The sequence below is a fragment of the Microbacterium sp. genome (genome assembly GCF_036566905.1).
GTDB lineage: Bacteria > Actinomycetota > Actinomycetes > Actinomycetales > Microbacteriaceae > Microbacterium.
The window spans coordinates 64,856-84,967 of the sequence record NZ_DATCVK010000178.1 but is presented as its reverse complement, the minus strand read 5'-3'; the positions used below and the strand labels follow the sequence as shown (position 1 = coordinate 84,967).

General features: G+C 70.5%; 20 protein-coding genes. 1 reads left to right on the top strand and 19 read right to left on the bottom strand.

All coding sequences use genetic code 11. The annotated features are described in order from the left end of the window. Positions 1 to 44 precede the first annotated feature (44 nt). The 16 genes from argF to infC form a co-directional block, all read right to left on the bottom strand. Positions 45 to 968 carry an ornithine carbamoyltransferase gene (gene argF, locus VIP82_RS14785; protein ID WP_308869828.1) on the bottom strand — a complete coding sequence of 308 codons (924 nt, stop codon included), beginning with the start codon at positions 966 to 968 and terminating at the stop codon, positions 45 to 47. After that, on the bottom strand, positions 965 to 2,179 hold the full coding sequence (locus VIP82_RS14780; protein WP_331909907.1) for an acetylornithine transaminase: 1,215 nt from the start codon (positions 2,177 to 2,179) through the stop codon (positions 965 to 967). Before VIP82_RS14780 ends, argF begins: the two co-directional genes overlap by 4 nt. Then, positions 2,176 to 3,075, bottom strand: a complete 900-nt coding sequence (gene argB, locus VIP82_RS14775) for an acetylglutamate kinase (protein WP_331909905.1) — start codon at positions 3,073 to 3,075, stop codon at positions 2,176 to 2,178. Before argB ends, VIP82_RS14780 begins: the two co-directional genes overlap by 4 nt. Continuing rightward, complete coding sequence (gene argJ / locus VIP82_RS14770; protein ID WP_331909903.1) at positions 3,072 to 4,229, bottom strand: bifunctional glutamate N-acetyltransferase/amino-acid acetyltransferase ArgJ; 1,158 nt, start codon at positions 4,227 to 4,229, stop codon at positions 3,072 to 3,074. The genes argB and argJ overlap by 4 nt, the downstream gene beginning before the upstream one ends. Next, positions 4,226 to 5,305 (bottom strand): N-acetyl-gamma-glutamyl-phosphate reductase, encoded by a 1,080-nt coding sequence (gene argC, locus VIP82_RS14765; RefSeq protein WP_331909901.1) that lies wholly within the window; start codon positions 5,303 to 5,305, stop codon positions 4,226 to 4,228. Before argC ends, argJ begins: the two co-directional genes overlap by 4 nt. A gap of 308 nt (positions 5,306 to 5,613) precedes the next feature. Further along, entirely contained in the window at positions 5,614 to 6,594 is a 981-nt protein-coding gene (locus VIP82_RS14760; RefSeq protein ID WP_331909899.1) for an NAD-dependent epimerase/dehydratase family protein, read from the bottom strand. Positions 6,595 to 6,749: 155 nt separating this feature from the next. Next, a complete protein-coding gene (pheT, locus tag VIP82_RS14755) occupies positions 6,750 to 9,305 on the bottom strand; it encodes a phenylalanine--tRNA ligase subunit beta (protein ID WP_331909897.1) in 2,556 nt (851 codons plus the stop codon). After that, positions 9,305 to 10,354 (bottom strand): phenylalanine--tRNA ligase subunit alpha, encoded by a 1,050-nt coding sequence (gene pheS / locus VIP82_RS14750; RefSeq protein WP_331909895.1) that lies wholly within the window; start codon positions 10,352 to 10,354, stop codon positions 9,305 to 9,307. Before pheS ends, pheT begins: the two co-directional genes overlap by 1 nt. 63 nt (positions 10,355 to 10,417) lie before the next feature. Next, positions 10,418 to 11,326 carry an amino acid ABC transporter permease gene (locus VIP82_RS14745; RefSeq protein WP_308869818.1) on the bottom strand — a complete coding sequence of 303 codons (909 nt, stop codon included), beginning with the start codon at positions 11,324 to 11,326 and terminating at the stop codon, positions 10,418 to 10,420. After that, entirely contained in the window at positions 11,323 to 11,970 is a 648-nt protein-coding gene (locus VIP82_RS14740; protein WP_331909893.1) for an amino acid ABC transporter permease, read from the bottom strand. Before VIP82_RS14740 ends, VIP82_RS14745 begins: the two co-directional genes overlap by 4 nt. A gap of 75 nt (positions 11,971 to 12,045) precedes the next feature. After that, positions 12,046 to 12,963, bottom strand: a complete 918-nt coding sequence (locus VIP82_RS14735; protein WP_331909891.1) for a glutamate ABC transporter substrate-binding protein — start codon at positions 12,961 to 12,963, stop codon at positions 12,046 to 12,048. 97 nt (positions 12,964 to 13,060) lie between these two features. Next, complete coding sequence (locus VIP82_RS14730; RefSeq protein WP_308869815.1) at positions 13,061 to 13,876, bottom strand: amino acid ABC transporter ATP-binding protein; 816 nt, start codon at positions 13,874 to 13,876, stop codon at positions 13,061 to 13,063. 89 nt (positions 13,877 to 13,965) lie between these two features. Beyond that, positions 13,966 to 14,766 (bottom strand): TrmH family RNA methyltransferase, encoded by an 801-nt coding sequence (locus tag VIP82_RS14725; protein ID WP_331909889.1) that lies wholly within the window; start codon positions 14,764 to 14,766, stop codon positions 13,966 to 13,968. 126 nt (positions 14,767 to 14,892) lie between these two features. Further along, positions 14,893 to 15,276: a 50S ribosomal protein L20 gene (gene rplT, locus VIP82_RS14720; protein WP_331909887.1), complete on the bottom strand. Its 384-nt coding sequence runs from the start codon at positions 15,274 to 15,276 to the stop codon at positions 14,893 to 14,895. Positions 15,277 to 15,306: 30 nt separating this feature from the next. After that, positions 15,307 to 15,501: a 50S ribosomal protein L35 gene (gene rpmI / locus VIP82_RS14715; protein WP_194413854.1), complete on the bottom strand. Its 195-nt coding sequence runs from the start codon at positions 15,499 to 15,501 to the stop codon at positions 15,307 to 15,309. 70 nt (positions 15,502 to 15,571) lie between these two features. Beyond that, complete coding sequence (infC, locus tag VIP82_RS14710) at positions 15,572 to 16,294, bottom strand: translation initiation factor IF-3 (protein WP_331909885.1); 723 nt, start codon at positions 16,292 to 16,294, stop codon at positions 15,572 to 15,574. Between the two features lie 253 nt (positions 16,295 to 16,547). Here infC and VIP82_RS14705 point away from each other — a divergent pair, with 253 nt between their 5' ends. Then, complete coding sequence (locus tag VIP82_RS14705) at positions 16,548 to 16,964, top strand: DUF1844 domain-containing protein (RefSeq protein ID WP_414684684.1); 417 nt, start codon at positions 16,548 to 16,550, stop codon at positions 16,962 to 16,964. Between the two features lie 32 nt (positions 16,965 to 16,996). On the opposite strand, the gene VIP82_RS14700 is transcribed toward VIP82_RS14705, so the two are convergent. From VIP82_RS14700 to priA, 3 genes are all read right to left on the bottom strand, one after another. Further along, positions 16,997 to 18,391 (bottom strand): pyridoxal phosphate-dependent decarboxylase family protein, encoded by a 1,395-nt coding sequence (locus VIP82_RS14700; RefSeq protein ID WP_331909883.1) that lies wholly within the window; start codon positions 18,389 to 18,391, stop codon positions 16,997 to 16,999. A gap of 123 nt (positions 18,392 to 18,514) precedes the next feature. After that, the gene (locus VIP82_RS14695) at positions 18,515 to 19,309 is read right to left on the bottom strand and encodes an SseB family protein (protein WP_331909881.1); all 795 of its coding nucleotides are present in this window, start codon (positions 19,307 to 19,309) and stop codon (positions 18,515 to 18,517) included. Further along, on the bottom strand, positions 19,293 to 20,039 hold the full coding sequence (priA, locus tag VIP82_RS14690) for a bifunctional 1-(5-phosphoribosyl)-5-((5-phosphoribosylamino)methylideneamino)imidazole-4-carboxamide isomerase/phosphoribosylanthranilate isomerase PriA (protein WP_331909879.1): 747 nt from the start codon (positions 20,037 to 20,039) through the stop codon (positions 19,293 to 19,295). The genes VIP82_RS14695 and priA overlap by 17 nt, the downstream gene beginning before the upstream one ends. Positions 20,040 to 20,112: the final 73 nt, after the last annotated feature.

The following is a 20,112-nucleotide window of genomic DNA, read 5'->3' as shown; positions in this document are numbered from 1 at the left end:
CTTCGCTCGCTCAACGACCGGGAACCCTTCCGCGCCGGTCCCGCTCAGCCCTGACGGAGGAGCCAGACGAGCAGGGCCTTCTGGGCATGGAGCCGGTTCTCGGCTTCGTCCCAGACCACGCTCTGCGGCCCGTCGATCACTTCGGCGTCGACCTCGTACCCGCGGTCGGCGGGAAGGCAGTGGATGAAGATCGCGTCGTCCTGCGCGAGGGCCATGAGCTCCTGGGTCACTTTGTACCCGCCCAGGTCGCGCAGCCGCTCGAGCTTCTCCTCCTCTTTGCCCATCGACACCCACGTGTCGGTGACGATCACGTCGGCACCGGCCGCCGCCTCGTTCGCGTCGGTGTAGAGGGTGACGGATCCGCCCGTCTCGGCCGCACGCCGGTCCGCGTCGGCGATCACGTCGTCGCGCGGGGCGTACGTCTCCGGCGATGCGACCCGCACGTGCATGCCCGCCGTGACGCCGGCGAGCACGTAGGAGTGCGCCATGTTCGACTTGCCGTCGCCGAAGAACGCCAGCGTGAGACCCTTCAGCTCGCCCTTGTGCTCCTTGATCGTGAGCAGGTCGGCCAGCAGCTGGCAGGGATGGAAGTCGTCGCTGAGCGCGTTGATGACCGGCACGCGCGTGCCTTCGGCCATCTGCTCGAGGCCGGCCTGCGCGTACGTGCGCCACACGATCGCCGCGACCTGGCGCTCGAGCACGCGGGCCGTGTCGGCCGGTGTCTCCTTGCCGCCGAGCTGGCTGTTGGCGGTCGAGATGATGAGGGGCGACCCGCCGAGGTCGGCGATGCCGACCGCGAACGACACCCGCGTGCGGGTGGAGGACTTGTCGAAGATGACCGCGACCGTCTGCGGGCCCTCGAGGGACTTGAGCTTCCAGCGGTCCTTCTTCAGCGCGACGGCGAGATCGAGGATCTCGTCCTGCTCGGCCTGGGTCAGGTCGTCGTCGCGCAGCAGGTGGCGGGTCATGCGGGAACCTCCGTCGGGGACTCGAGAACCAGGGCGTCCTCCACCGTGCGCAGCGATGCCGTGAAGAGCTCGACGAACTCGTCGATCTCGACGTCGCCGATCGTGAGCGCCGGGACGAGCCGGATGGTCTCGTCGTTCGGCGCATTGATGACCAGCCCGTGCTCCTGCGCCGCAGCCACGAGCGCCTTGGCGACGGGATGCCGCAGCCCCACGCCGATCAGGAGCCCGGTTCCGCGGCATCCGTCGATCAGCTCGGAGTCGATGCCCTCGATCGCCGTCCGCAGCTGCACGCCGCGCTCGGCGGCGTTGCGGACCAGGTCGGCACGCTCGATCTCGCCCAGCACGGCCTGCGCGACGGCGGTGCCGAGCGCGTTGCCGCCGAACGTCGAGCCGTGGGTGCCGGGATAGAACAGCTCGCTCGCGCGGCCGAAGGTGATGAGCGCGCCGATCGGGAAGCCGCCGCCGATGCCCTTGGCGACCGTGATCGCGTCAGGGGTGATGCCCTCGTGCTGGAAGGCGAACCACTCCCCCGTCCGCCCGGCGCCGGTCTGGATCTCGTCGATGATGAGCAGCGCGCCGTGCCGCTCGGTGATCTCGCGGGCCGCGGCGAGGTAGCCCTCCGGCAGCGGCAGCACGCCCGCCTCGCCCTTGACGGGCTCGACGAACAGCGCGGCGACGCGGTCGTCGATCGCCGCCTCGAGCGCCTCGACGGTCGAGTCGATGAATTCGACGCCCGGAGTCATCGGCAGGAAGGGCTCCTGCATGTACGGCTTGCCGGTGAGGGCGAGTGTGCCCATCGTCCGGCCGTGGAAGGCGTCGTTCAGCGCGAGGATCCGCGGACGCTCGGCACCGCCGTGCAGGCGGGCGAGCTTGAACGCGGCCTCGTTCGCCTCGGCGCCGGAGTTGCCGAAGTACACGCGGCCGTCGTCGCCGGTGCCGGCGAGGCGCTTGAGCGTCGCGGCGAGCGCGAGCTGCGGCGGCGTCGCGAAGTAGTTCGACACGTGTGCGAGCGTCGCCGCCTGGGTCGCGATCGCGTCGACGAACACCGGGTGCGCGTGGCCGAGCGAGTCCACCGCGATTCCGGCGAGGAAGTCGAGGTACCGCTTGCCGTCCGCGTCCCAGAGGTACGAGCCCTCACCGCGCACGAACATCTGCATGCGAGCGCCGAAGCTCTTCACGAGGTCGCGCCCCGCATCGTCCTGCCACGTCATCCGAGCACCACCTCTGTTCCGATTCCCTTGCTGGTGAAGATCTCCACGAGCACCGAGTGCGGCACCCGCCCGTCGATGATGGCCGCGGTCTCCACGCCGCCCTCGACGGCCTCCAGGCACGCCGCCATCTTCGGGATCATGCCCGACTCGAGCGTGGGCAGCATCGCCTGCAGCTCGGTCGAGGTCAGGTGCGACACGAGAGAGTCGCGGTTGGGCCAGTCGGCGTAGAGCCCGGCCACGTCGGTGAGCACGACGAGCTTCGCGGCGCCCAGCGCGACGGCGAGGGCGGATGCCGCGGCATCCGCGTTGACGTTCAGCGAGTGCCCGGGGTGGTCGAGGTCGGGTGCGATGCTCGACACCACGGGGATCCGACCCGCCGTGAGCTGGTCGAGCACCGGCTGCGGATCGACCTGGACGACATCGCCGACCCGGCCGAGGTCGTGCTCGACGCCCTCGATGACCACGCCGCGGCGGCGACCGCCGAACAGGCCCGCATCCTCACCGCTGAGCCCGGTGGCGACCGGGCCGTGCGCATTGATCTTCGACACGAGCTGCGGATTGATCTGCCCGGTGAGCACCATCCGCACCACCGAGATCGCCTCCGTGGAGGTGACGCGGTAGCCGCCCTTGAACTCGCTCGGGATCGCCAGGCGATCGAGCATCGACGAGATCTGCGGACCGCCGCCGTGCACCACGACCGGCTTCACCCCGACGTAGCGGAGGTAGGCGATGTCGGCGGCGAAGGCATCCTGCAGCTCCTCGCTCACCATCGCGTTGCCGCCGTACTTCACCACGACGATCTGGTCGCGGAAGCGCCGGAGCCAGGGCAGCGACTCGATGAGGGTCACGGCGCGAGCGCTGGCTTCGCCGGGATCGGTCTCTTGCAGGTCTGTCATGAGGAGTAGGCGCTGTTCTCGTGGACGTAGTCGTGAGTGAGGTCGTTGGTGAGGATCGTCGCCTCCGCCGCCCCGACCTTCAGGTCGATGACGAGATCGGTCGCGCGAGGCGTCAGGTCGACGTCCTCTCGCGGCGCGTCGGGGCCGCCCTGGGAGCACACGCGGACGCCGTTCATCCACACGTCCACGTCGTACGGGTCGAACTCGGCCTGCGTGGTGCCGATGGCGGCGAGCACGCGGCCCCAGTTCGGGTCGTTGCCGAAGATCGCGGCCTTGAACAGGTTGTTGCGGGCGACCGAGCGGCCCACCTCGACGGCCTCCTGCTCGGACGCGGCGTTGATGACCTTGATGGTGATGTCGTGGCTCGCGCCCTCGGCGTCGCCCTGCAGCTGCTGCGCGAGGTCCTGACAGAGCTCGGCGAGCGCCGCGGCGAAGGCGTCCGGGTCGGGCGTCACGCCCGACGCGCCGCTCACCATGAGGGTGACCTGGTCGTTGGTCGACATGCAGCCGTCGGAGTCGAGCCGGTCGAACGTGCGGCCGGTCGCCTGACGCAGAGCGGCGTCGGCCTGGGCGGCGTCGAGCACGGCGTCGGTCGTGATCACCACGAGCATGGTCGCGAGGCCGGGCGCCAGCATCCCGGCGCCCTTCGCCATACCCCCGATGGACCAGCCGTCCCGCGTCACGGCCGAGCGCTTGGGCCGCGAGTCGGTGGTCATGATGGCGAGGGATGCCGCCTCCCCGCCGTCGGCGGAGAGCTCGGCGATGCCCTTCTCGGTGCCGGCGAGGACCTTGCTGCGGAAGACCTCATCGCCGGTGCCGATCAGGCCCGTCGAGCAGATCAGGATGTCGCCGGCGCTCACGCCCAGCAGCTCCCCGGCCTTCTCGGCGGTCTGGTGCGTCGTCTGGAAGCCGAACGGCCCGGTGAAGCAGTTCGCGCCACCGGAGTTGAGCACGACGGCCTCGACCACGCCGTCGCGGACGGCCTCCTGCGACCAGAGGATCGGGTTCGCCTTCGCGCGGTTGCTCGTGAAGACCGCCGCGCCGATCTTGAGCGGCCCGCGGTTGACGACCACGGCCACGTCGGGCTTGCCGGTCGACTTGAGCCCGACGGCGACGCCCGCCGCTTCGAATCCCTGGGGCGCGGTGACGCTCACGGGGCAACTCCGTTCACGGTGAGCGCGGTGCCCTCGGCCAGACCCAGCGCGATGTTCATGGACTGCACGGCGGCTCCGGCCGTGCCCTTGACGAGGTTGTCGACGGCCGTCACGACGACCACCCGGTTCGCAGCCCGGTCGATCGCCAGGCCCATGAGCGCGGTGTTCGCGCCCAGCACGTCGGCCGTGCGTGGGAACTCCCCCGCCGGCAGCAGCTGCACGAACGTCTCGTCGCCGTAGGCGGCCTCCCACGCGGCGCGGATCTCGTCGTCGGTCGCGCCGGGCGCGATGGGCGCCGTCGAGGTCGCGAGGATGCCGCGCGACATGGGCACCAGAACGGGGGTGAACGAGATCCGGATGCCCTGGTCGGGCGCCACCGAGCCCGCCTCCGAACCCGTCGAGGGGCGGGCGGCGGCCAGGGCCTGACGGATCTCGGGGATGTGCCGGTGCGTGCCGCCGACGGCGTACGGATTCGCCGTGCCGAGGACCTCACTGGCCAGGAGGTTGGTCTTGAGGCTCTTGCCGGCGCCGGACGGTCCGACCGCCAGCACCGTCACGATGTCAGAAGGGTCGATGACTCCGGCAGCGACACCGGGAGCGAGGCTCAGGCTCACGGTCGAGGCGTTGCAGCCCGGTGCGGCGATCCGGGTCGCACCGACGAGCCGGTTCCGCTGCTTCGAGCCGGCGACGGGGAGCTCGGGAACGCCGTACACCCAGGGGTCGTGGAAATCGCCGCCGTAGAAGCGATCCCAGTCGGCGACCGACTCGAGGCGGTGGTCGGCGCCCGCATCGACCACGAGAGGCGTGTCGCCGAGCGCGTCGGTGTACTGCCCCGACTGCCCGTGCGGGAGCGCCAGGAAGACGATGTCGTGCCCGGCGAGCACCTCCGGCGTGGTCTGCTCGAGGGTGAGGTGAGCGAGCGACCGCAGGTGCGGCTGGTGCTGGATGAGCGGCTGTCCCGCGTTGGAGTGCGCGGTCACGGTGCGGATCTCGACGTCGGGATGCGCGGCGAGGATCCGCAGGATCTCGCCGCCCGCATAGCCGGATGCGCCGGAAACGGCGACCGAATATGTCATGGATTCCACCTTAGAGTCTGGGGCTGCGGGCCGGAGACGGCGACGCCCGCTCGCAGACGTCCATGACGAGGACGGCGGTGCGGGGTCGCCTAGAGTCGGCGCTCGCCCAGACGGCGTCGGCGCGCGGGAGCGGCGCTCGGAAGGAGCGTCGGAAGTCCCTGGGTCGCCGAAGGCATGCGCCGACGATAGCCGCCCGGTCGCGGGATCCGCAAATCGAACGCGACCGCCGGCGTCACGTGCCCTCGCCGAGATCCTCGCGCGCGCCGTTCATGCGTCTTCGGCGAGAGCGCACCATCTCGCCGAATGGGTCACACGAGGAGGGCGCGCAGCAGTGCGAGCTCTTCGTCGCGCGTGAGGCCGGCGCGGCGGTCGCGGTCCAGCCCGCGCTCGCGTTCGTCCGCCAGCGTGCGCGCGAGCGTCTCGCGCAGAGGCCGCAGCCGGCCTCCGAGCAGCCGGTACGCGGTGTTCGAGCGGGTCCAGAAGCCCGGCATGCCGGCGGGCAGCCACAGCGGCAGCGAGCGCGGACCCATCCAGTACGCCACCCCGTGAGCATCGAGCCACGCATCGTCCGCCGACACGACGGATCCCGTGTGGTCGGCCGCCTCACGTGCGTCCGCGAGCAGCCGGTCCAGGCCGACGGGATCACCCACCGCGTTCACGATGCCGGTCCACCGCTCGCGCCCGATCGCCTGCACGAACTCGGCGAGGTCGTCGACGTCGATCACCTGCGCGCCGCGGTCCGTCGCCTCCGGCGTGAGCACATCCTCGTCGGCGGCGAGGGCGAACCGCCCGACCCAGTAGCCGAACCGGTCGGTCGGGTCCCCCGGACCCACGATGAGGCCAGGACGCACGATCGCCGCGCGGAAACCGAGCGACTCGCGGACGGATCCCTCGGCCCGCACCTTCGCGCGACCGTAGTCCTCGTCCGCGCCGGGGTCGCCGAGCGGGAGCAGGTCGGCCGATTCGTCGGCGCCGGGTTCGTCGTTCGCGGCGTAGACCGACACCGTCGAGATGTACGTCCAGTGCCGCGCCCGGTCCGCCAGCGCCTCGAGGGCGGATGCGACGTGCGCCGGGTTCGACGAGACGTCGACGATCTCGTCCCAGTCCCGGCTCGCCACGGGGGCGTAGGCGTCGGCCGCGTCCCGGTCGCCGATGACGAGAGTGGCGCCGTACGGTGCCTCCCGTCCGCCTCGAGCGAAGCACGTGACGGCGGCACCGGCATCCGTCCACCGCTCGGCGATGCGCCCGCTCAGCCAGCCCGTCCCGCCCAGCACCAGTACGTCGGTCATGCCACCACCCAACCAGACGCGCTCACCGGGTGGCCAGGGCCCCGGCTTTCACCGGGTGCCCACAGCCCGCGCCGCCGTCGAGAGCCCGCGTCGTGCACCGGTCGCGGCATGGGCTGTCGGTGACAGCACGGGCTCTCGACGAGGCAGTCGGCAGGCTACTCGCGCAGGGTCGCGCCGAAGCGATCGGATGCCGCGGCGACGCCCGCCAGCTTCGCCTCGGTGGCCTCGGCGGCCGTGAGCGTGCGGTCGGGAGCGCGGAAGCGCAGCGCGAACGTCAGGCTCTTCGCGCCCTCGGGCACACCCTGGCCGCGGTAGTCGTCGACGAGCCGCAGCGACTCCAGCAGTTCGCCCGCGCCCTCGGCGAGCGCGGCCTGCACCTCGGCAGCCGGCACGTCGGCACGCAGCACGAGCGACACGTCCTGGGTCGCGGCCGGGAAGCCCGACAGTGACGCGGCGACGACCTTCTCGCCCGCCAGCGACAGCACGAGATCGAGATCGAGCTCGGCGACGATCACACGACCGGGAAGGTCGGATGCCTCAGCCACCGCCGGCAGCAGTTCGCCGACGTAGCCCACGTCCACGCGATCGCCGGCGCTCGTCGAGGCGACCGACAGCACGCCCGTGCGGCCGGGGTGCAGCGCGGCGCGCTCCCCCTGTGCTACGTCGATCGTGACGCCCGCAGCCGCGGCGATGGTGCGCACGGCGTCCAGGGCGTCGGCGAGCTCCGCCGCGACCGGCGCGACGCCGGGCTGCTTGGCCACGAGGTTGCCCGTGAGCAGCACGGCGATGTGCCGGTGCTGCGGCGGGATGGAGGCGTCGAGCTCGGTCAGCGTCGCCGCATCCGGGCGTACGGCCAGCGGGGGCACGTGCGACGTGCCGTACTGCACCCCGGGCTCGGGGAGGAACACGACACCGGTCTCGAACAGCGACAGGTCTGTCAGTCCGCGCGCCACGTTGCGGTGCGCGACCTGCAGCAGTCCGGGCACGAGCGAGCGGCGCAGGAACGGCGACTGGCCGTCGAGCGGGTTCGCGAGCTTGACACTCGGCAGGTGCTCGCCCGATGGCGAGCCGTGCAGGTCGTTCTGCTCCTCGGTCGTGAATCCGAACGAAGGCGTCTCGACGTACCCGGCGGCCGCGAGCGCGTTCGCGACGCGACTGCGGCCCTGCTGGGCAGGGGTGAGGCCGCGGCCCGACGGCGGCAGGGGCAGCACCGACGGGATGCGGTCGTAGCCCTCGATTCGGGCGACCTCCTCGGCCAGCGTCCACTTGTCGGTGAGGTCGGGGCGCCACGACGGCGGGATGACCTGCCAGCCGGCGGCGTCGTCCTCGGCCGGCACGACCTCGCAGCCGATGAGGCGGAGTGCCGCCTCGATCTGTCCGGGGGTGTAGTCGACCCCGATGAGGTGCTGCACGAACAGCGGCGGAAGCTCGATGCCCGGCATGAACACCTCGGCGAAGAGCGCCGCGCCGTAGGCGTCGTCGCTCGTGCCTCCGGCGTACTCCTCCATCAGGTCGGCGACCCGGCGGGCGGCCACGAACGGCACGAGCGGGTCGACGCCGCGCTCGAAGCGACGAGAGGCCTCGCTGGGCAGCTTGTGCCGGCGCGCCGTGCGCGCGATCGAGACGGTGTCGAACGTCGCGGCCTCGATGAGCACATTGCGCGTCGCGTCGCTCATCTCGGTGGCGCCGCCGCCCATGACGCCCGCGAGGCCGATCGGGCCGGAGTCGTCCGTGATGAGGAGGTCTTCGGGGTCGAGCGTGCGGACCTTGCCGTCGAGCGTCTCGAGCTTCTCGCCCGCTGTGGCGCGGCGCACCGTGATCCCGCCCTGCAGCTTGTCGAGGTCATAGCCGTGGATGGGCTGACCGAGCTCGAGCATCACGTAGTTCGTGATGTCGATCAGGATGCCGAGCGAACGGATGCCGGCGAGCGACAGGCGCGCGATCATCCACGCCGGCGTGGGCTTGGTGGGGTCGACGCCCCGCACGACACGCGCGACGAACTCGGTCACGCCCGCGCGGCCGCGGATGGGTGCGGCGTCGTCGGCGGTCACGGCGAACCCCTGACCGGGTGCGATCTCGTCCCACGCGCGCTCGGCGGGGTCGCGGAATGCGGCACCGGTCGAGTGCGAGTACTCGCGGGCCACTCCGCGGATCGAGAGCGCGTACCCGCGGTCGGGAGTCACGTTGATCTCGACGGCGACGTCGTCGAGGCCCAGCAGCGAGATCGCGTCGGTGCCCACGGGCGCGTCGATGCCCAGCTCGACGAGACGGAGGATTCCGTTGTGCTCCTCGCCGAGGCCGAGTTCGCGCGCGGAGGCGATCATGCCGTCCGACACGTGTCCGTACGTCTTCCGCGCCGCGATCGGGAACGGGCCGGGAAGCACGGCGCCCGGGAGCGTCACCACGACCTTGTCGCCCGCGAAGAAGTTGCGGGCACCGCACACGATGCCGTGCACCGCGTCGCCGCCGTCGGCGGCGGTCTCGCCGTCCGGCGCGACGCGCACCTGGCACCAGCGGATCGTCTTGCCGTTGGACTGCGGCTCCTCGACGAACTCGACCACCTCGCCGACGACGATGGGGCCCTGCAGCTCGAAGCGGTGGACGTCCTCCTCCTCGAAGCCGACGCGCACGAGGGCTGCGAGGACATCCTCGGGTGAGGCATCCGCCGGAACGTCGACGTACTCACGCAACCATGAGAGCGGGACGCGCATCAGACCACCATTCCGAACTGCTCGCTGAAGCGGACATCGCCCTCGGCCATGTCGCGCATGTCCTGGACGTCGCTGCGGAACATGAGCGTGCGCTCGACGCCCATGCCGAATGCGAAGCCCGAGTACTCCTCGGGGTCGATCCCGGCCGCTCGCAGCACGTTGGGGTTGATCATGCCGCAGCCGCCCCACTCGATCCATCGCGCGCCGCCCTTGAAGGTCGGGTGCCAGAGGTCGAGCTCGGCCGACGGCTCGGTGAAGGGAAAGAAGTTCGCGCGGAAGCGGGTCTTCGCCTCCGCGCCGAACAGCACCTTGGCGGCGTGGTCGAGCGTGCCGCGGAGATGGGCCATCGTGATGCCCTTGTCGACGACGATGCCCTCGAACTGCGTGAAGACAGGCAGGTGCGTCGCGTCGAACTCGTCGGTGCGGTAGACGCGCCCCGGGCACAGCACGTACAGCGGCAGGTCGCGCTCGAGCATCGAGCGCACCTGGACGGGGCTCGTGTGCGTGCGCATCACGAGGTGCCGTTCGACCGGGTCGACGAAGAACGTGTCCTGCATCTGACGCGCCGGGTGGTCGACGTCGAAGTTCAGCGCGTCGAAGTTGAACCACTCGTGCTCGAGCTCGGGACCCTCCGCGATCTCCCAGCCCATGCCCACGAAGATGTCGGCGATCTGCTCCTGGAGGAGGGAGATCGGATGCCGTGCGCCGACGCGCGCGCGCGTCGCCAGCGCGGTGATGTCGACGCGCTCCGCCTCGAGCTTCGCGGCCGTCTCGGCCGCGGCGAGCTCTTCCTCGCGGGCCGCGAACGCCTGCGTCACCCGACCGCGGGCCTGGCCGACGAGCTTGCCGAACTCGGCCTTCTTGTCGTTCGGCACCTCGCGCAGTCGCGCGTTGAGCTTCGCCAGCGGCGAGCCCTCAGCAGCGTGCGCGGACCGTGCGGCCTTCAACGCCGCGGTGTCGGCCGAGGCGGCGATCGCTGCGAGGGCGGCGTCGACGGCGGCGTTCACCGCCTCAGGCGTGATCTCGGTGTTCTCAGCAGCGTCTGACACGAGAGACGAGTCTACCGACGGCTGCCGCCCAGCCGTGCTCGCGCACGCCTGATCGGATCGGCGTCAGGCGCCGCCGCCGGTGCGCGCATCGGACTGCGCGACGATCAGCTCGGTGTCGGTGCCGCCCTGGCCGGGCTGATTCGCCGCGGCGACGGCCGTCACCTTCGGCGACCGGCGCGTGCGCCGCTCGACGAGGTAGGCGATGTACGACAGCGCGAGGCAGAGCGCCACGTAGATGGAGCCGCCGATGATCGCCGACGGGATGAGCGGCGAGTTGTACAGCGCCTGCGACCCCAGTAGCTTCACGAGGTACAGCAACTCGGGGTACGTGATGATGAAGCCGAGTGCCGTGTCCTTCAGTGTGACCACGAGCTGCGAGATGATGACGGGAAGCATCGCGCGGATCGCCTGCGGCAGCAGGACGAGCCGCATGACGCCGGCCTTGCGCAGACCGATCGCGTAGCCGGCCTCGCTCTGCCCGCGCGGCAGCGATTCGACGCCCGCGCGGATCACCTCGGCCAGCACCGAGCCGTTGTAGGCGATGAGCGCGATGACGACGGCCCAGTAGGGAGTCATCTTGATGTCGATCACGGGCAGGCCGTAGTACAGCAGCATCATGAAGACGAGCACCGGGATGGCGCGCAGGATCTCGACGATCCAGCCGACCGGCACGCGTAGCCACGCGTGCTCGGACATGCGGCCGAGAGCGAGGATGAAGCCCAGGATGATCGCGCCGACCGCTGCCACGCCGAACGCGGCCAGGGTGTTCCAGGTGGCTTCGAGGAACAGCATCCAGATCGCCGAATAGCTGAAGAGCTCCCACTTCTCGGGGCTGAGCTGACCGGTGTCGTAGAAGCGCCAGACCACCCAGCCCAGGAACAGCAGGACCACCAGGATGGTGACGGCGCCGATGATGCGATTGCGGACGACCGCCCGAGGTCCGGGGACGTCGTACAGGACGGAGCCGCTCATCGCGCGATCCTCCACTTGACCTCGAGGGTTCGCTGGAGCCATGCCAGGAGCAGCACCAGGATGACGAAGACCACCATCACCCACAGCAGCACCACGAGCTGATTCTCGCCGCGCTCGCTCAGCCAGGTGCGCACCGAGCCGAGGTTGAGCACCGAGAACCCGGCGGCCACGGTCGTGTTCTTCAGCAGCGCGATGAAGACGCTCATCATGGGCGGGATGACGGAGCGCGTCGCCTGCGGGAGCACCACCAGCGACATGACCTGCCCGAAGGTGAGGCCCAGCGCCCGTGCCGCCTCCGCCTGCCCGACCGGGACGGTGTTGACGCCGGAGCGGAGGGTCTCGGCGACGTAGGTGGCGGTGTAGATGCCGAGCGCCGCAGTCGCCAGCGCGATCGGCGACACCCGCTGCTGCAGCAGGATCGGCAGGCAGAACGCGAAGAAGAACATGACGAGCGTCAATGGCGTGTTGCGGATCCAGTTGACGTATATGCCGCCCACGGCCCGCGCGATCGGCACCGGCGAGACCCGCATCGCTCCGACGATGAAGCCGAGCACGAGCGCGATCAGGCCGCCGCCGAAGAACAGCACCAACGTGCCGACGATGGCCTCGCCCCACAGGTCGAGGTTGTCTGTGATGGCTCCCACCGCTCCGCCTTCCTCATCCGAACATGGTCAGGGACATCCCGTGGCGGCGCCGAGGGCGCCGCCACGGGATCTCGGTCACATGGCCGAGTCGACCTCGGGCTGCTCGCCTTCGACGCCGGCGTCGCCGAGGTTGTTGTCGAAGATCTGCTGCCACACGTCGCCGCCGTCGGTGAACATCGTGTTGATGTACTCCTGCAGGGCGGTGTCGTCCTTGGCGAGGCCGACGCCGTAGCGCTCCTCGCTGAAGACGTCGCCGACGACCTTGAGGTTGTCGGGGTCCTGCGCGGCGTAGCCGATGAGGATCGCCTCGTCGGTCGTCACGGCGTCCACCTGGCCGTTCTTCAGGTCTTCGACGCAGGCCGAGTACGTGTCGTACTCCTTCGTCTGCGCCGTGCCGAGGTCCTTGATCCGCTGGATCGAGGTCGAGCCCGTCGCCGAGCAGACGACCATGTCGGACGTGAGCGAGTCGGGGCCGTCGATGGTGTCATTGTCGGCGGCGACCAGCAGGCCCTGACCGGTGATGAAGTACGGACCCGCGAAGGAGATCTGCTCCTTGCGCTTGTCGGTGATCGAGTATGTGCCGACGTAGTAGTCGATGTCGCCGTTCACGATCGCCTGCTCGCGGTTCGCGGACGGGATGGGCGTGAACTCGATCTGATCCTCGTCGAAGCCGAGCGATGCGGCGATCCACCGGGCGATGTCGATGTCGAAGCCGGTCCGCTCACCGGTGGTGGGGTCCAGGTAGCCGAGACCGGGCTGGTCCTCCTTGACGCCGACCTTGACCGAGCCGCGCTCCGTCATCGCGTCGAACGTGGGGCTGCCTTCGAGGGTGACATCGGTGGCGACCTCCCAAGGCGTGCCGGAGGTCTCCTCTTCACCTCCGCCGGTGGTCTCCGACGGCGATGCCCCCGGCGTGCCGCTGTTGCACGCGGTGAGGGCGAGCAGGGCTGCGGCTGCCAGGCCGAGTCCCGCGATCATCTTGGTCTTGCGCATGGGTTCCTCCTGTTGCATGTGTTTCCACGGGTTCCGTATGTCGGTGCAGGTCGAGTCTGGAGCGTGCTCGGAGCGTCCGCCCGGCGGCGGTCTCGGGTCAGTGGGTGAGGAGCTTCGAGAGGAAGTCCTTGGCCCGGGGGCTCTGCGCGTTCGTGAAGAACTCCTCGGGAGTCGCCTCTTCGACGATCTGACCGTCGGCCATGAACACGACGCGGTCGGCCGCCTTGCGGGCGAATCCCATCTCGTGCGTCACGACGATCATCGTCATGCCGTCCTGGGCGAGCCCGACCATCACGTCGAGCACCTCGTTGATCATCTCGGGGTCGAGCGCGCTCGTCGGCTCGTCGAAGAGCATCACCTTCGGCTGCATGGCCAGTGCGCGGGCGATCGCGACGCGCTGCTGCTGGCCGCCCGACAGCTGCGCGGGGAGCTTGGATGCCTGCTGCGCGACGCCGACCCGGTCCAGCAGCTGCCGGGCGACGGCCTCGGCATCCGCCTTCTTCATCTTCCTGACCTTGATGGGCCCCAGCGTGACGTTCTCGAGGATCGTCAGGTGCGAGAAGAGGTTGAACGACTGGAAGACCATGCCGACATCCGCTCGGAGCCCCGCGAGGCCTTTGCCCTCTTTCGGGAGCTCCTTGCCGTCGATCGCGATGGTGCCGCTCGTGATCGTCTCGAGGCGGTTGATCGTGCGGCACAGCGTCGACTTGCCCGAGCCGGACGGGCCGATGACCACGACCACCTCGCCGCGGTTGACGGTCAGATCGATGTCTTTGAGGGCTTGGAACTCTCCGTAGTGCTTCTGCACGTTCGAGATCTGGACGAGGGGATCACCACGGCGGACCGAGATGTTGCTCGTCGGCGTCGCCTGTCCGGCTGCATCTGGTGCCGGCGCACTGTCGTCGGGCGTCATAGCGTTCACCCTAGGGGCGAGCGAGGACACTCGGCCAGTAGGACCCCCGAGCCTTTACCGATCCGTAACAGGGTCGGAACGAGAGCGGGTCAGCCGGCGGCGCGCTGGGCGAAGGCGGTCTCGTAGAGGCAGACGCTGGCCGCCGTGGCGAGATTCAGCGACTCGGCGGCGCCGAAGATCGGCAGCCGCAGCGAGAGGTCTGCCAGGGCCAGAGCGTCTTCGTCGAGACCGCGCGCCTCGTTGCCGAACAGCCACGCGGTCGGCTCGGCGAGCAGGTCGCGGGCGGCGAGGAAGTCCCCTCCGGCGACGTCCGCCGCGATGACCCGGACGCCGGCCGCACGGGCCTTCTGGACCGCCGTCGCGAGGTCGACTCCGACGGCGACGGGCACGTGGAACAGCGAGCCGGTGGTAGCTCGGACGACCTTGGGGTTGTAGGGGTCGACCGTGCGCCCGGTGAGGATGACGGCATCCGCGCCGGCGGCGTCGGCCGCTCGGATGATGGTGCCGAGGTTGCCCGGATCACGGACCTCCTCGCAGATCGCGACGAGACGCGGCGACGCCGCGAACACGTCGCGGACCGAGGTCGGCGACTGCCGGGCGACGGCGACGATCCCCTGGGGCGTGACGGTGTCTGCCATCGCGTCGAGCACCGCCTCGGTCGTGTAGACGACCTCCAGACCGGCATCCGTCGCGGCGTCGCGCAGGTCGGCGTGCTTCTCGAATGCGGACGGCGTCGCGAAGATCTCCACGAGCGTCTCCGGCCGGTACGCCAGCGCCTCGCGGGCCGCCTGCGGACCTTCGAGCAGGAACAGCCCCGTCTCCTGACGGGCGCTCCGCTTGGTCAGCTTCGCGACGGCGCGGACACGCGGAGAGCGAGGGTTCTCGAGCACGGCATCAGTCTAGGGTCGCGGCATCCTCTCGCCGGCACGCTTTCCGCGCGGGCGGGGCTCCCCCGCCGACGCGAAGAGGGGCGCCCTCCGTGAGGAGGACGCCCCTTTCGAGACAGCGAACCGGCGTCAGGCGCTCTTCGGAGCGTTGACGTTCTCGGGCAGCGCCGTCTTGGCGGTCTGGACGAGCGACGCGAAGGTCTTCGGCTCGTTCACCGCGAGCTCGGCGAGCATGCGACGGTCGACCTGCACACCCGCGAGGCCGAGGCCCTGGATGAAGCGGTTGTACGTGATGCCGTTCTGGCGGGCAGCGGCGTTGATGCGCTGGATCCACAGACGGCGGAAGTCGCCCTTGCGCTTGCGACGGTCGCGGTACGCGTAGACGAGCGAGTGGGTGACCTGCTCCTTCGCCTTGCGGTACAGACGCGAGCGCTGGCCCCGGTAACCGGAGGCGCGCTCGAGGATGACGCGACGCTTCTTGTGGGCGTTGACGGCCCGCTTGACTCTAGCCATTTCGATTGATTCCTATTCCTGCGTCGGCGCTCAGAGACCGAGGAGCTTCTTGGCGACCTTGGCGTCGCCCTTCGCGAGGACCTGGTCCTGCGACAGGCGGCGGGTACGGCGGCTGGGCTTGCCCTCGAAGTTGTGGCGAAGGTTCGCCTGCTGCTTCATGAGCTTCCCGCTGCCCGTGACCTTGAAGCGCTTCTTGGCGCCCGAGTGGGTCTTCTGCTTCGGCATCTCTTCTTCCTTCGTTTCACTTCCCGCCCAGGCGGGAGTCGGTATCCCGCGGTGCGGGAGTCTGTGGGGCCTATTCGGCCGTGGCGGTCTCGGACTCGGCGGCCGGAGCTGTCTCGGCTGCGGTGTCGGAGCTCTCCGAGTCGGCGTCGCCCTGCGGGCCACTGCCGTTGCGCGCGGAACGCGCTGCCTCCTTGTTGGCGGCGCGCTGCGCGTTCTGCTCGGTCTTCACCTCGGACTTGTTCTTGTGCGGGGCGACCACCATCACCATGTTGCGGCCGTCGATCGTCGGGTTGGACTCGACCGTGCCGAACTCGGCGACGTCCTCCGCGAACTTGCGGAGGAGACGCACACCCTGCTCGGGGCGCGACTGCTCGCGGCCACGGAACAGGATCATCGCCTTGACCTTGTCACCCGCCTGCAGGAAGCCCTCGGCGCGCTTGAGCTTGGTTATGTAGTCGTGGGCCTCGATCTTCAGACGGAACCGGACCTCCTTGAGGACGGTGTTCGCCTGATTGCGACGCGCTTCCTTGGCCTTCTGCGCAGCCTCGTACTTGAACTTGCCGTAGTCCATGATCTTGACCACGGGCGGCTTCGAGTTCGGGGCCACCTCGACGAGATCGAGGTCGGCCTCCTGGGCCAGGCGCAGTGCCACCTCGATGCGGACGACGCCGACCTGCTCACCCGCGGGTCCGACGAGGCGGACCTCGGGGACGCGGATGCGGTCGTTGGTGCGGGGATCGCTGATGCGGAACTCCTTGGGTTTATGGGCTGGACCACCGCGACACATGTTCATGTCGCGGGCGGAGGAAGATCCACTCCACCCGTCAGACGCTTCGAGCGCCGACTTCCTGCACCCTCTCCTGTGACGGAGCTCCCGCGCGGTTGCCCTGGCGGCTACCCCTCCCGTTTCTGCGTGGCCGCAGGACGGTCGGGGCGGAGTGCATGACCCGGTAGCCTGGAACGGCAAGCGCGGGTGGGATGTGATCCACTTTCCGATCCGGTACAGAACGCACCGGAGACCGCAGCAGTCTATCAGAGAGAACGGCGTGGACACGATTCGAGACCAGGACGGCGATACGACGAGCACGACGGCTGTGGATGCCGAGCGTCAGGCCCGCTGGGAAGAGCAGGAGCGCGCGGCGGCCTCCGCCTCGCGCGACATCGCAGAGGTGCCGGCCGTCGAGATCATCACGACCGCCGCCGTGCACCTGCTGAGCGCCGCCGCGGTCAAGGTCGGCCTGGCCGACGACCCCGCGGCGCAGACCGACCTCGACGAGGCGCGCAAGCTCATCAACGCCCTGGCCGGCCTCATCACCGCGGGCGCGCCCGAGATCAGCGACATGCACGCCCGTTCGCTGCGCGACGGCCTGCGCTCGGTGCAGCTGGCGTTCCGCGAGGCATCCGTGATCCCCGACCCGATCGGCAAGGGTCCGGGCGAGAAGTGGACCGGCCCGGTCACCTGACCGCGAGGCCGTGACGACGGGCGCGAGCGCGCTCAGCCCTCGATGCCCAGCGCGGCGGCGCCGCGCGCCACGGCGTCCACCGTGCGGCGGACCGCCTCGGCATCGGTGCCGTGGTTGCTCACGGCGAAGCGCACGACCGTGCGGTCGCGCCACGTGGACGACGAGGCCCATACGGTGCCCTCGTCGCGGAGCCACTCCCCCAGCGCCGCGGTTGCCGCATCGTCCGGTGCGGCGAGGCTCACCTGCGTGAACACGACGTCGTTGAGCACCTCGAGGCCGGGGATCTCGCCGAACCCCGCGGCGAGCGTCGCCGCGGCATCCGCCAACCCGTCGATCAATGCCGCGACGCCGTCCCTGCCGAGGGAGCGCAGCGCCGCCCAGACCGGCACGCCTCGCGCGCGGCGCGAGAACTCGGGGACGCGATCGTACGGATCGGACACGCTCATGATCGCGGGCAGATAGGCGGCGTGCGCCCCGAGCGCCCCTGTCATGGCGGCCTCGTCACGCACGATCGCGACGCCGCAGTCGTACGGCACATTGAGCGTCTTGTGCGCGTCGGTCGCCCACGAGTCGGCGCCGGAAAGTCCGTCGACGAGGTGCTGCAGGCGCGGGCTCGCAGCCGCCCAGAGGCCGAACGCCCCGTCGACGTGCACCCAGGCGCCGCCTCTGTGGGCGACCTCGACCGCCGCCGCGAAGTCGTCGAAGGCACCCGAGTGCACGTCGCCCGCCTGCAGCGCGACGATGGCCGGCCCCGTTCCCTCGGCGAGCGCGCGCTCGAGGCCGCCGACGTCGATCCGCCCCTGATCATCTGCGCCGACGGTGGTCGGCGCTCCGAGACCCGCGAGCCGACCGGCCAGCACCATCGACACGTGGACGGCGTCGCCCGCGAGGAAGCGGATGACGGGCGCCTGCTGGATCCCGGCCGCGGGGTCCGCGCCGGCGCCGCGCAGAACGGCGTCACGTGCCGCGACGAGGCACGTGAAGTTCGCCATCGTCCCACCCGTCACGAACCCCACGCCGCTCCCGGCGGGCAGGTGGAGCAGTTCGAGGAGCCAGGAGGCGGCGACCTCCTCGACCGCGGCGGCCGCCGGGGTCAGCTGCCGCGCCCCGGCGTTCTGATCCCACGCCGAAACCAGCCAATCGGAGGCGAGCGCAGCGGGGTACGTCCCGCCGATGACCAGGCCGTAGAAGCGCGGCGAGCCGAGCGCGATGAGACCCGGCCCGGCTGCGTCCGCGAGCTCCTCGACCACCGCCGTCGGCGGAATCCCCTCATCGAGCAGGACGTCGGGCAGCCTCGCCAGAATCCCGTCGGCGTCGGTCTCTGGACGGATCGGGCGATCGGCCAGCGACTCCAGCCAGCTCAGCGCGTGTCGATGGGCGGCCTCGAGCGCCTCCCGGTACTGCTCCACGGTCGCGCCGTCTTCCATGCGGGGCCCCCTTCGCCGACCCGATCATCCGCCGCGCGCGGTCCCGGCCACAAGAGCCGAGGCGAACGGTTGCGCCCGGGCAGAGCCGATCGGCCTGGCCGCACGGGGGTCGGTGAGGTCTGCTCAGGCGCGGACGAGCTTGACCGTGAGCGAGTCGACGAGCACCGCGATGCGGTCGTCGGCGGCCCACCGCGACGCGAGCCGCGCCAGTACGGCGTCGAGCTCGGCCTTCTCGAGGCCGTCCATCAGATGAAGGCGCACCACGAGTTCCGGCCCGCGGAGGCGGGCGTCGGGGTCGCCGGGCTCGACGGACAGATCGATGATGGAGAGCTCACCGCCGATGCTGTCGTGCAGTCCGGCGAAGACCTCCGGCGACAGGAAGCTCGGCTCCCACGGCAGCCCTTGGCCGATCGCCCACACCGCCGGGCGACGGATGACGAACTCGGTGTCCGAACCCGGGTTGAGCACGATCAGATCGGTGTCATCGGCAGCGGCCGACAGCGCGGTGCGGACGCCGTCGGCGGGGACCGGCCGGGCCGCGGCATCCCATCGCTTCATCGCATCGACCGACGAGAACACCGGCAGCACCCGACGGCCATCGGGCGCGGCCACGGTGACGATCGACAGCTCCTGCGTCTTGTCGACCTCCAGGCCGTGCGCGCCGATGCCGTGGTCGCCCTTCTCCGCGACGAGCGGGATCAGGAGGCGCGCCGCCCGGTAGGCGTCGATCACCTCGCGCTGCCCGCCCGAACCCGCGCGGAACGCGGTGAGTGCGGCCAGCAGCGCCGGATCGGCGGAGCCGTCGTCGGAGGCATGCGGGTTCGCCTGGAAGCTGCGCCCCTCCCAGGGCACGCCCGCGGAGTCGCCGCCGGGTCCGTGACCCGGGGCAGCGGCGGGAGGATCAGTATCCGGCGACATCCAGCGCCTCGGCGAGCGTGAACGCACCGGCGTACAGCGCCTTGCCCACGATCACACCTTCGACGCCGAGCGGGACGAGGTCGCGCAATGCCGCGATGTCGTCGAGGCTCGACACACCGCCCGAGGCGACGATCGGCTTCGGAGTGCGCGATGTGAGCTCACGCAGCAGATCGAGGTTCGGGCCCTGGAGAGTGCCGTCCTTGGTGACGTCGGTGACGACGTACCGGCTGCAGCCGGCCGACTCGAGACGGTCGAGGACGGTCCACAGGTCACCGCCCTCACGGGTCCACCCGCGGGCGGCGAGGGTCGTGCCGCGCACATCGAGGCCCACCGCGATCGCGTCGCCGTAGCGGCCGATGACGTCGGCGGCCCACTCGGGGTTCTCGAGCGCGGCCGTGCCCAGGTTGATGCGCGACGCGCCGCTCTCGAGCGCAGCCTCGAGCGTGCGATCGTCGCGGATGCCGCCCGACAGCTCGACCTGCACGCCCTTGACCTGCTTGATCACCTTGCGGAGCACGCCGACATTGCTGCCGCGACCGAAGGCGGCGTCGAGGTCGACGAGGTGGATCCACTCGGCGCCCTGTCGCGCGAAGTCGAGCGCGGCGTCGACGGGATCGCCGTAATTCGTCTCGGTGCCCGCCTCGCCCTGCGTCAGGCGGACGGCCTTGCCGTCGGCGACGTCGACGGCGGGCAGGAGGACGAGCTTGGGTGTGGACGCGAAATCGTTCATGGCTCCTGGTTCAGGCATCGAAAGCTGTGGGGGGCCGATCCGGGAAGCACGCGCTCCCGCAGACGGCACGGTC

What these genes read in the sequence shown, in the direction of transcription:
- VIP82_RS14745 (WP_308869818.1), bottom strand. Translation starts at nt 11,326, where the DNA reads ATGAGCGGCTCCGTCCTGTACGACGTCCCCGGACCTCGGGCGGTCGTC.
- infC (WP_331909885.1), bottom strand. Translation starts at nt 16,294, where the DNA reads ATGAACATGTGTCGCGGTGGTCCAGCCCATAAACCCAAGGAGTTCCGC.
- pheT (WP_331909897.1), bottom strand. Translation starts at nt 9,305, where the DNA reads ATGCGCGTCCCGCTCTCATGGTTGCGTGAGTACGTCGACGTTCCGGCG.
- VIP82_RS14695 (WP_331909881.1), bottom strand. Translation starts at nt 19,309, where the DNA reads ATGTCGCCGGATACTGATCCTCCCGCCGCTGCCCCGGGTCACGGACCC.
- rpmI (WP_194413854.1), bottom strand. Translation starts at nt 15,501, where the DNA reads ATGCCGAAGCAGAAGACCCACTCGGGCGCCAAGAAGCGCTTCAAGGTC.
- VIP82_RS14735 (WP_331909891.1), bottom strand. Translation starts at nt 12,963, where the DNA reads ATGCGCAAGACCAAGATGATCGCGGGACTCGGCCTGGCAGCCGCAGCC.
- priA (WP_331909879.1), bottom strand. Translation starts at nt 20,039, where the DNA reads ATGAACGATTTCGCGTCCACACCCAAGCTCGTCCTCCTGCCCGCCGTC.
- VIP82_RS14760 (WP_331909899.1), bottom strand. Translation starts at nt 6,594, where the DNA reads ATGACCGACGTACTGGTGCTGGGCGGGACGGGCTGGCTGAGCGGGCGC.
- rplT (WP_331909887.1), bottom strand. Translation starts at nt 15,276, where the DNA reads ATGGCTAGAGTCAAGCGGGCCGTCAACGCCCACAAGAAGCGTCGCGTC.
- VIP82_RS14700 (WP_331909883.1), bottom strand. Translation starts at nt 18,391, where the DNA reads ATGGAAGACGGCGCGACCGTGGAGCAGTACCGGGAGGCGCTCGAGGCC.
- VIP82_RS14730 (WP_308869815.1), bottom strand. Translation starts at nt 13,876, where the DNA reads ATGACGCCCGACGACAGTGCGCCGGCACCAGATGCAGCCGGACAGGCG.
- argF (WP_308869828.1), bottom strand. Translation starts at nt 968, where the DNA reads ATGACCCGCCACCTGCTGCGCGACGACGACCTGACCCAGGCCGAGCAG.
- argB (WP_331909905.1), bottom strand. Translation starts at nt 3,075, where the DNA reads ATGACAGACCTGCAAGAGACCGATCCCGGCGAAGCCAGCGCTCGCGCC.
- VIP82_RS14780 (WP_331909907.1), bottom strand. Translation starts at nt 2,179, where the DNA reads ATGACGTGGCAGGACGATGCGGGGCGCGACCTCGTGAAGAGCTTCGGC.
- argC (WP_331909901.1), bottom strand. Translation starts at nt 5,305, where the DNA reads ATGACATATTCGGTCGCCGTTTCCGGCGCATCCGGCTATGCGGGCGGC.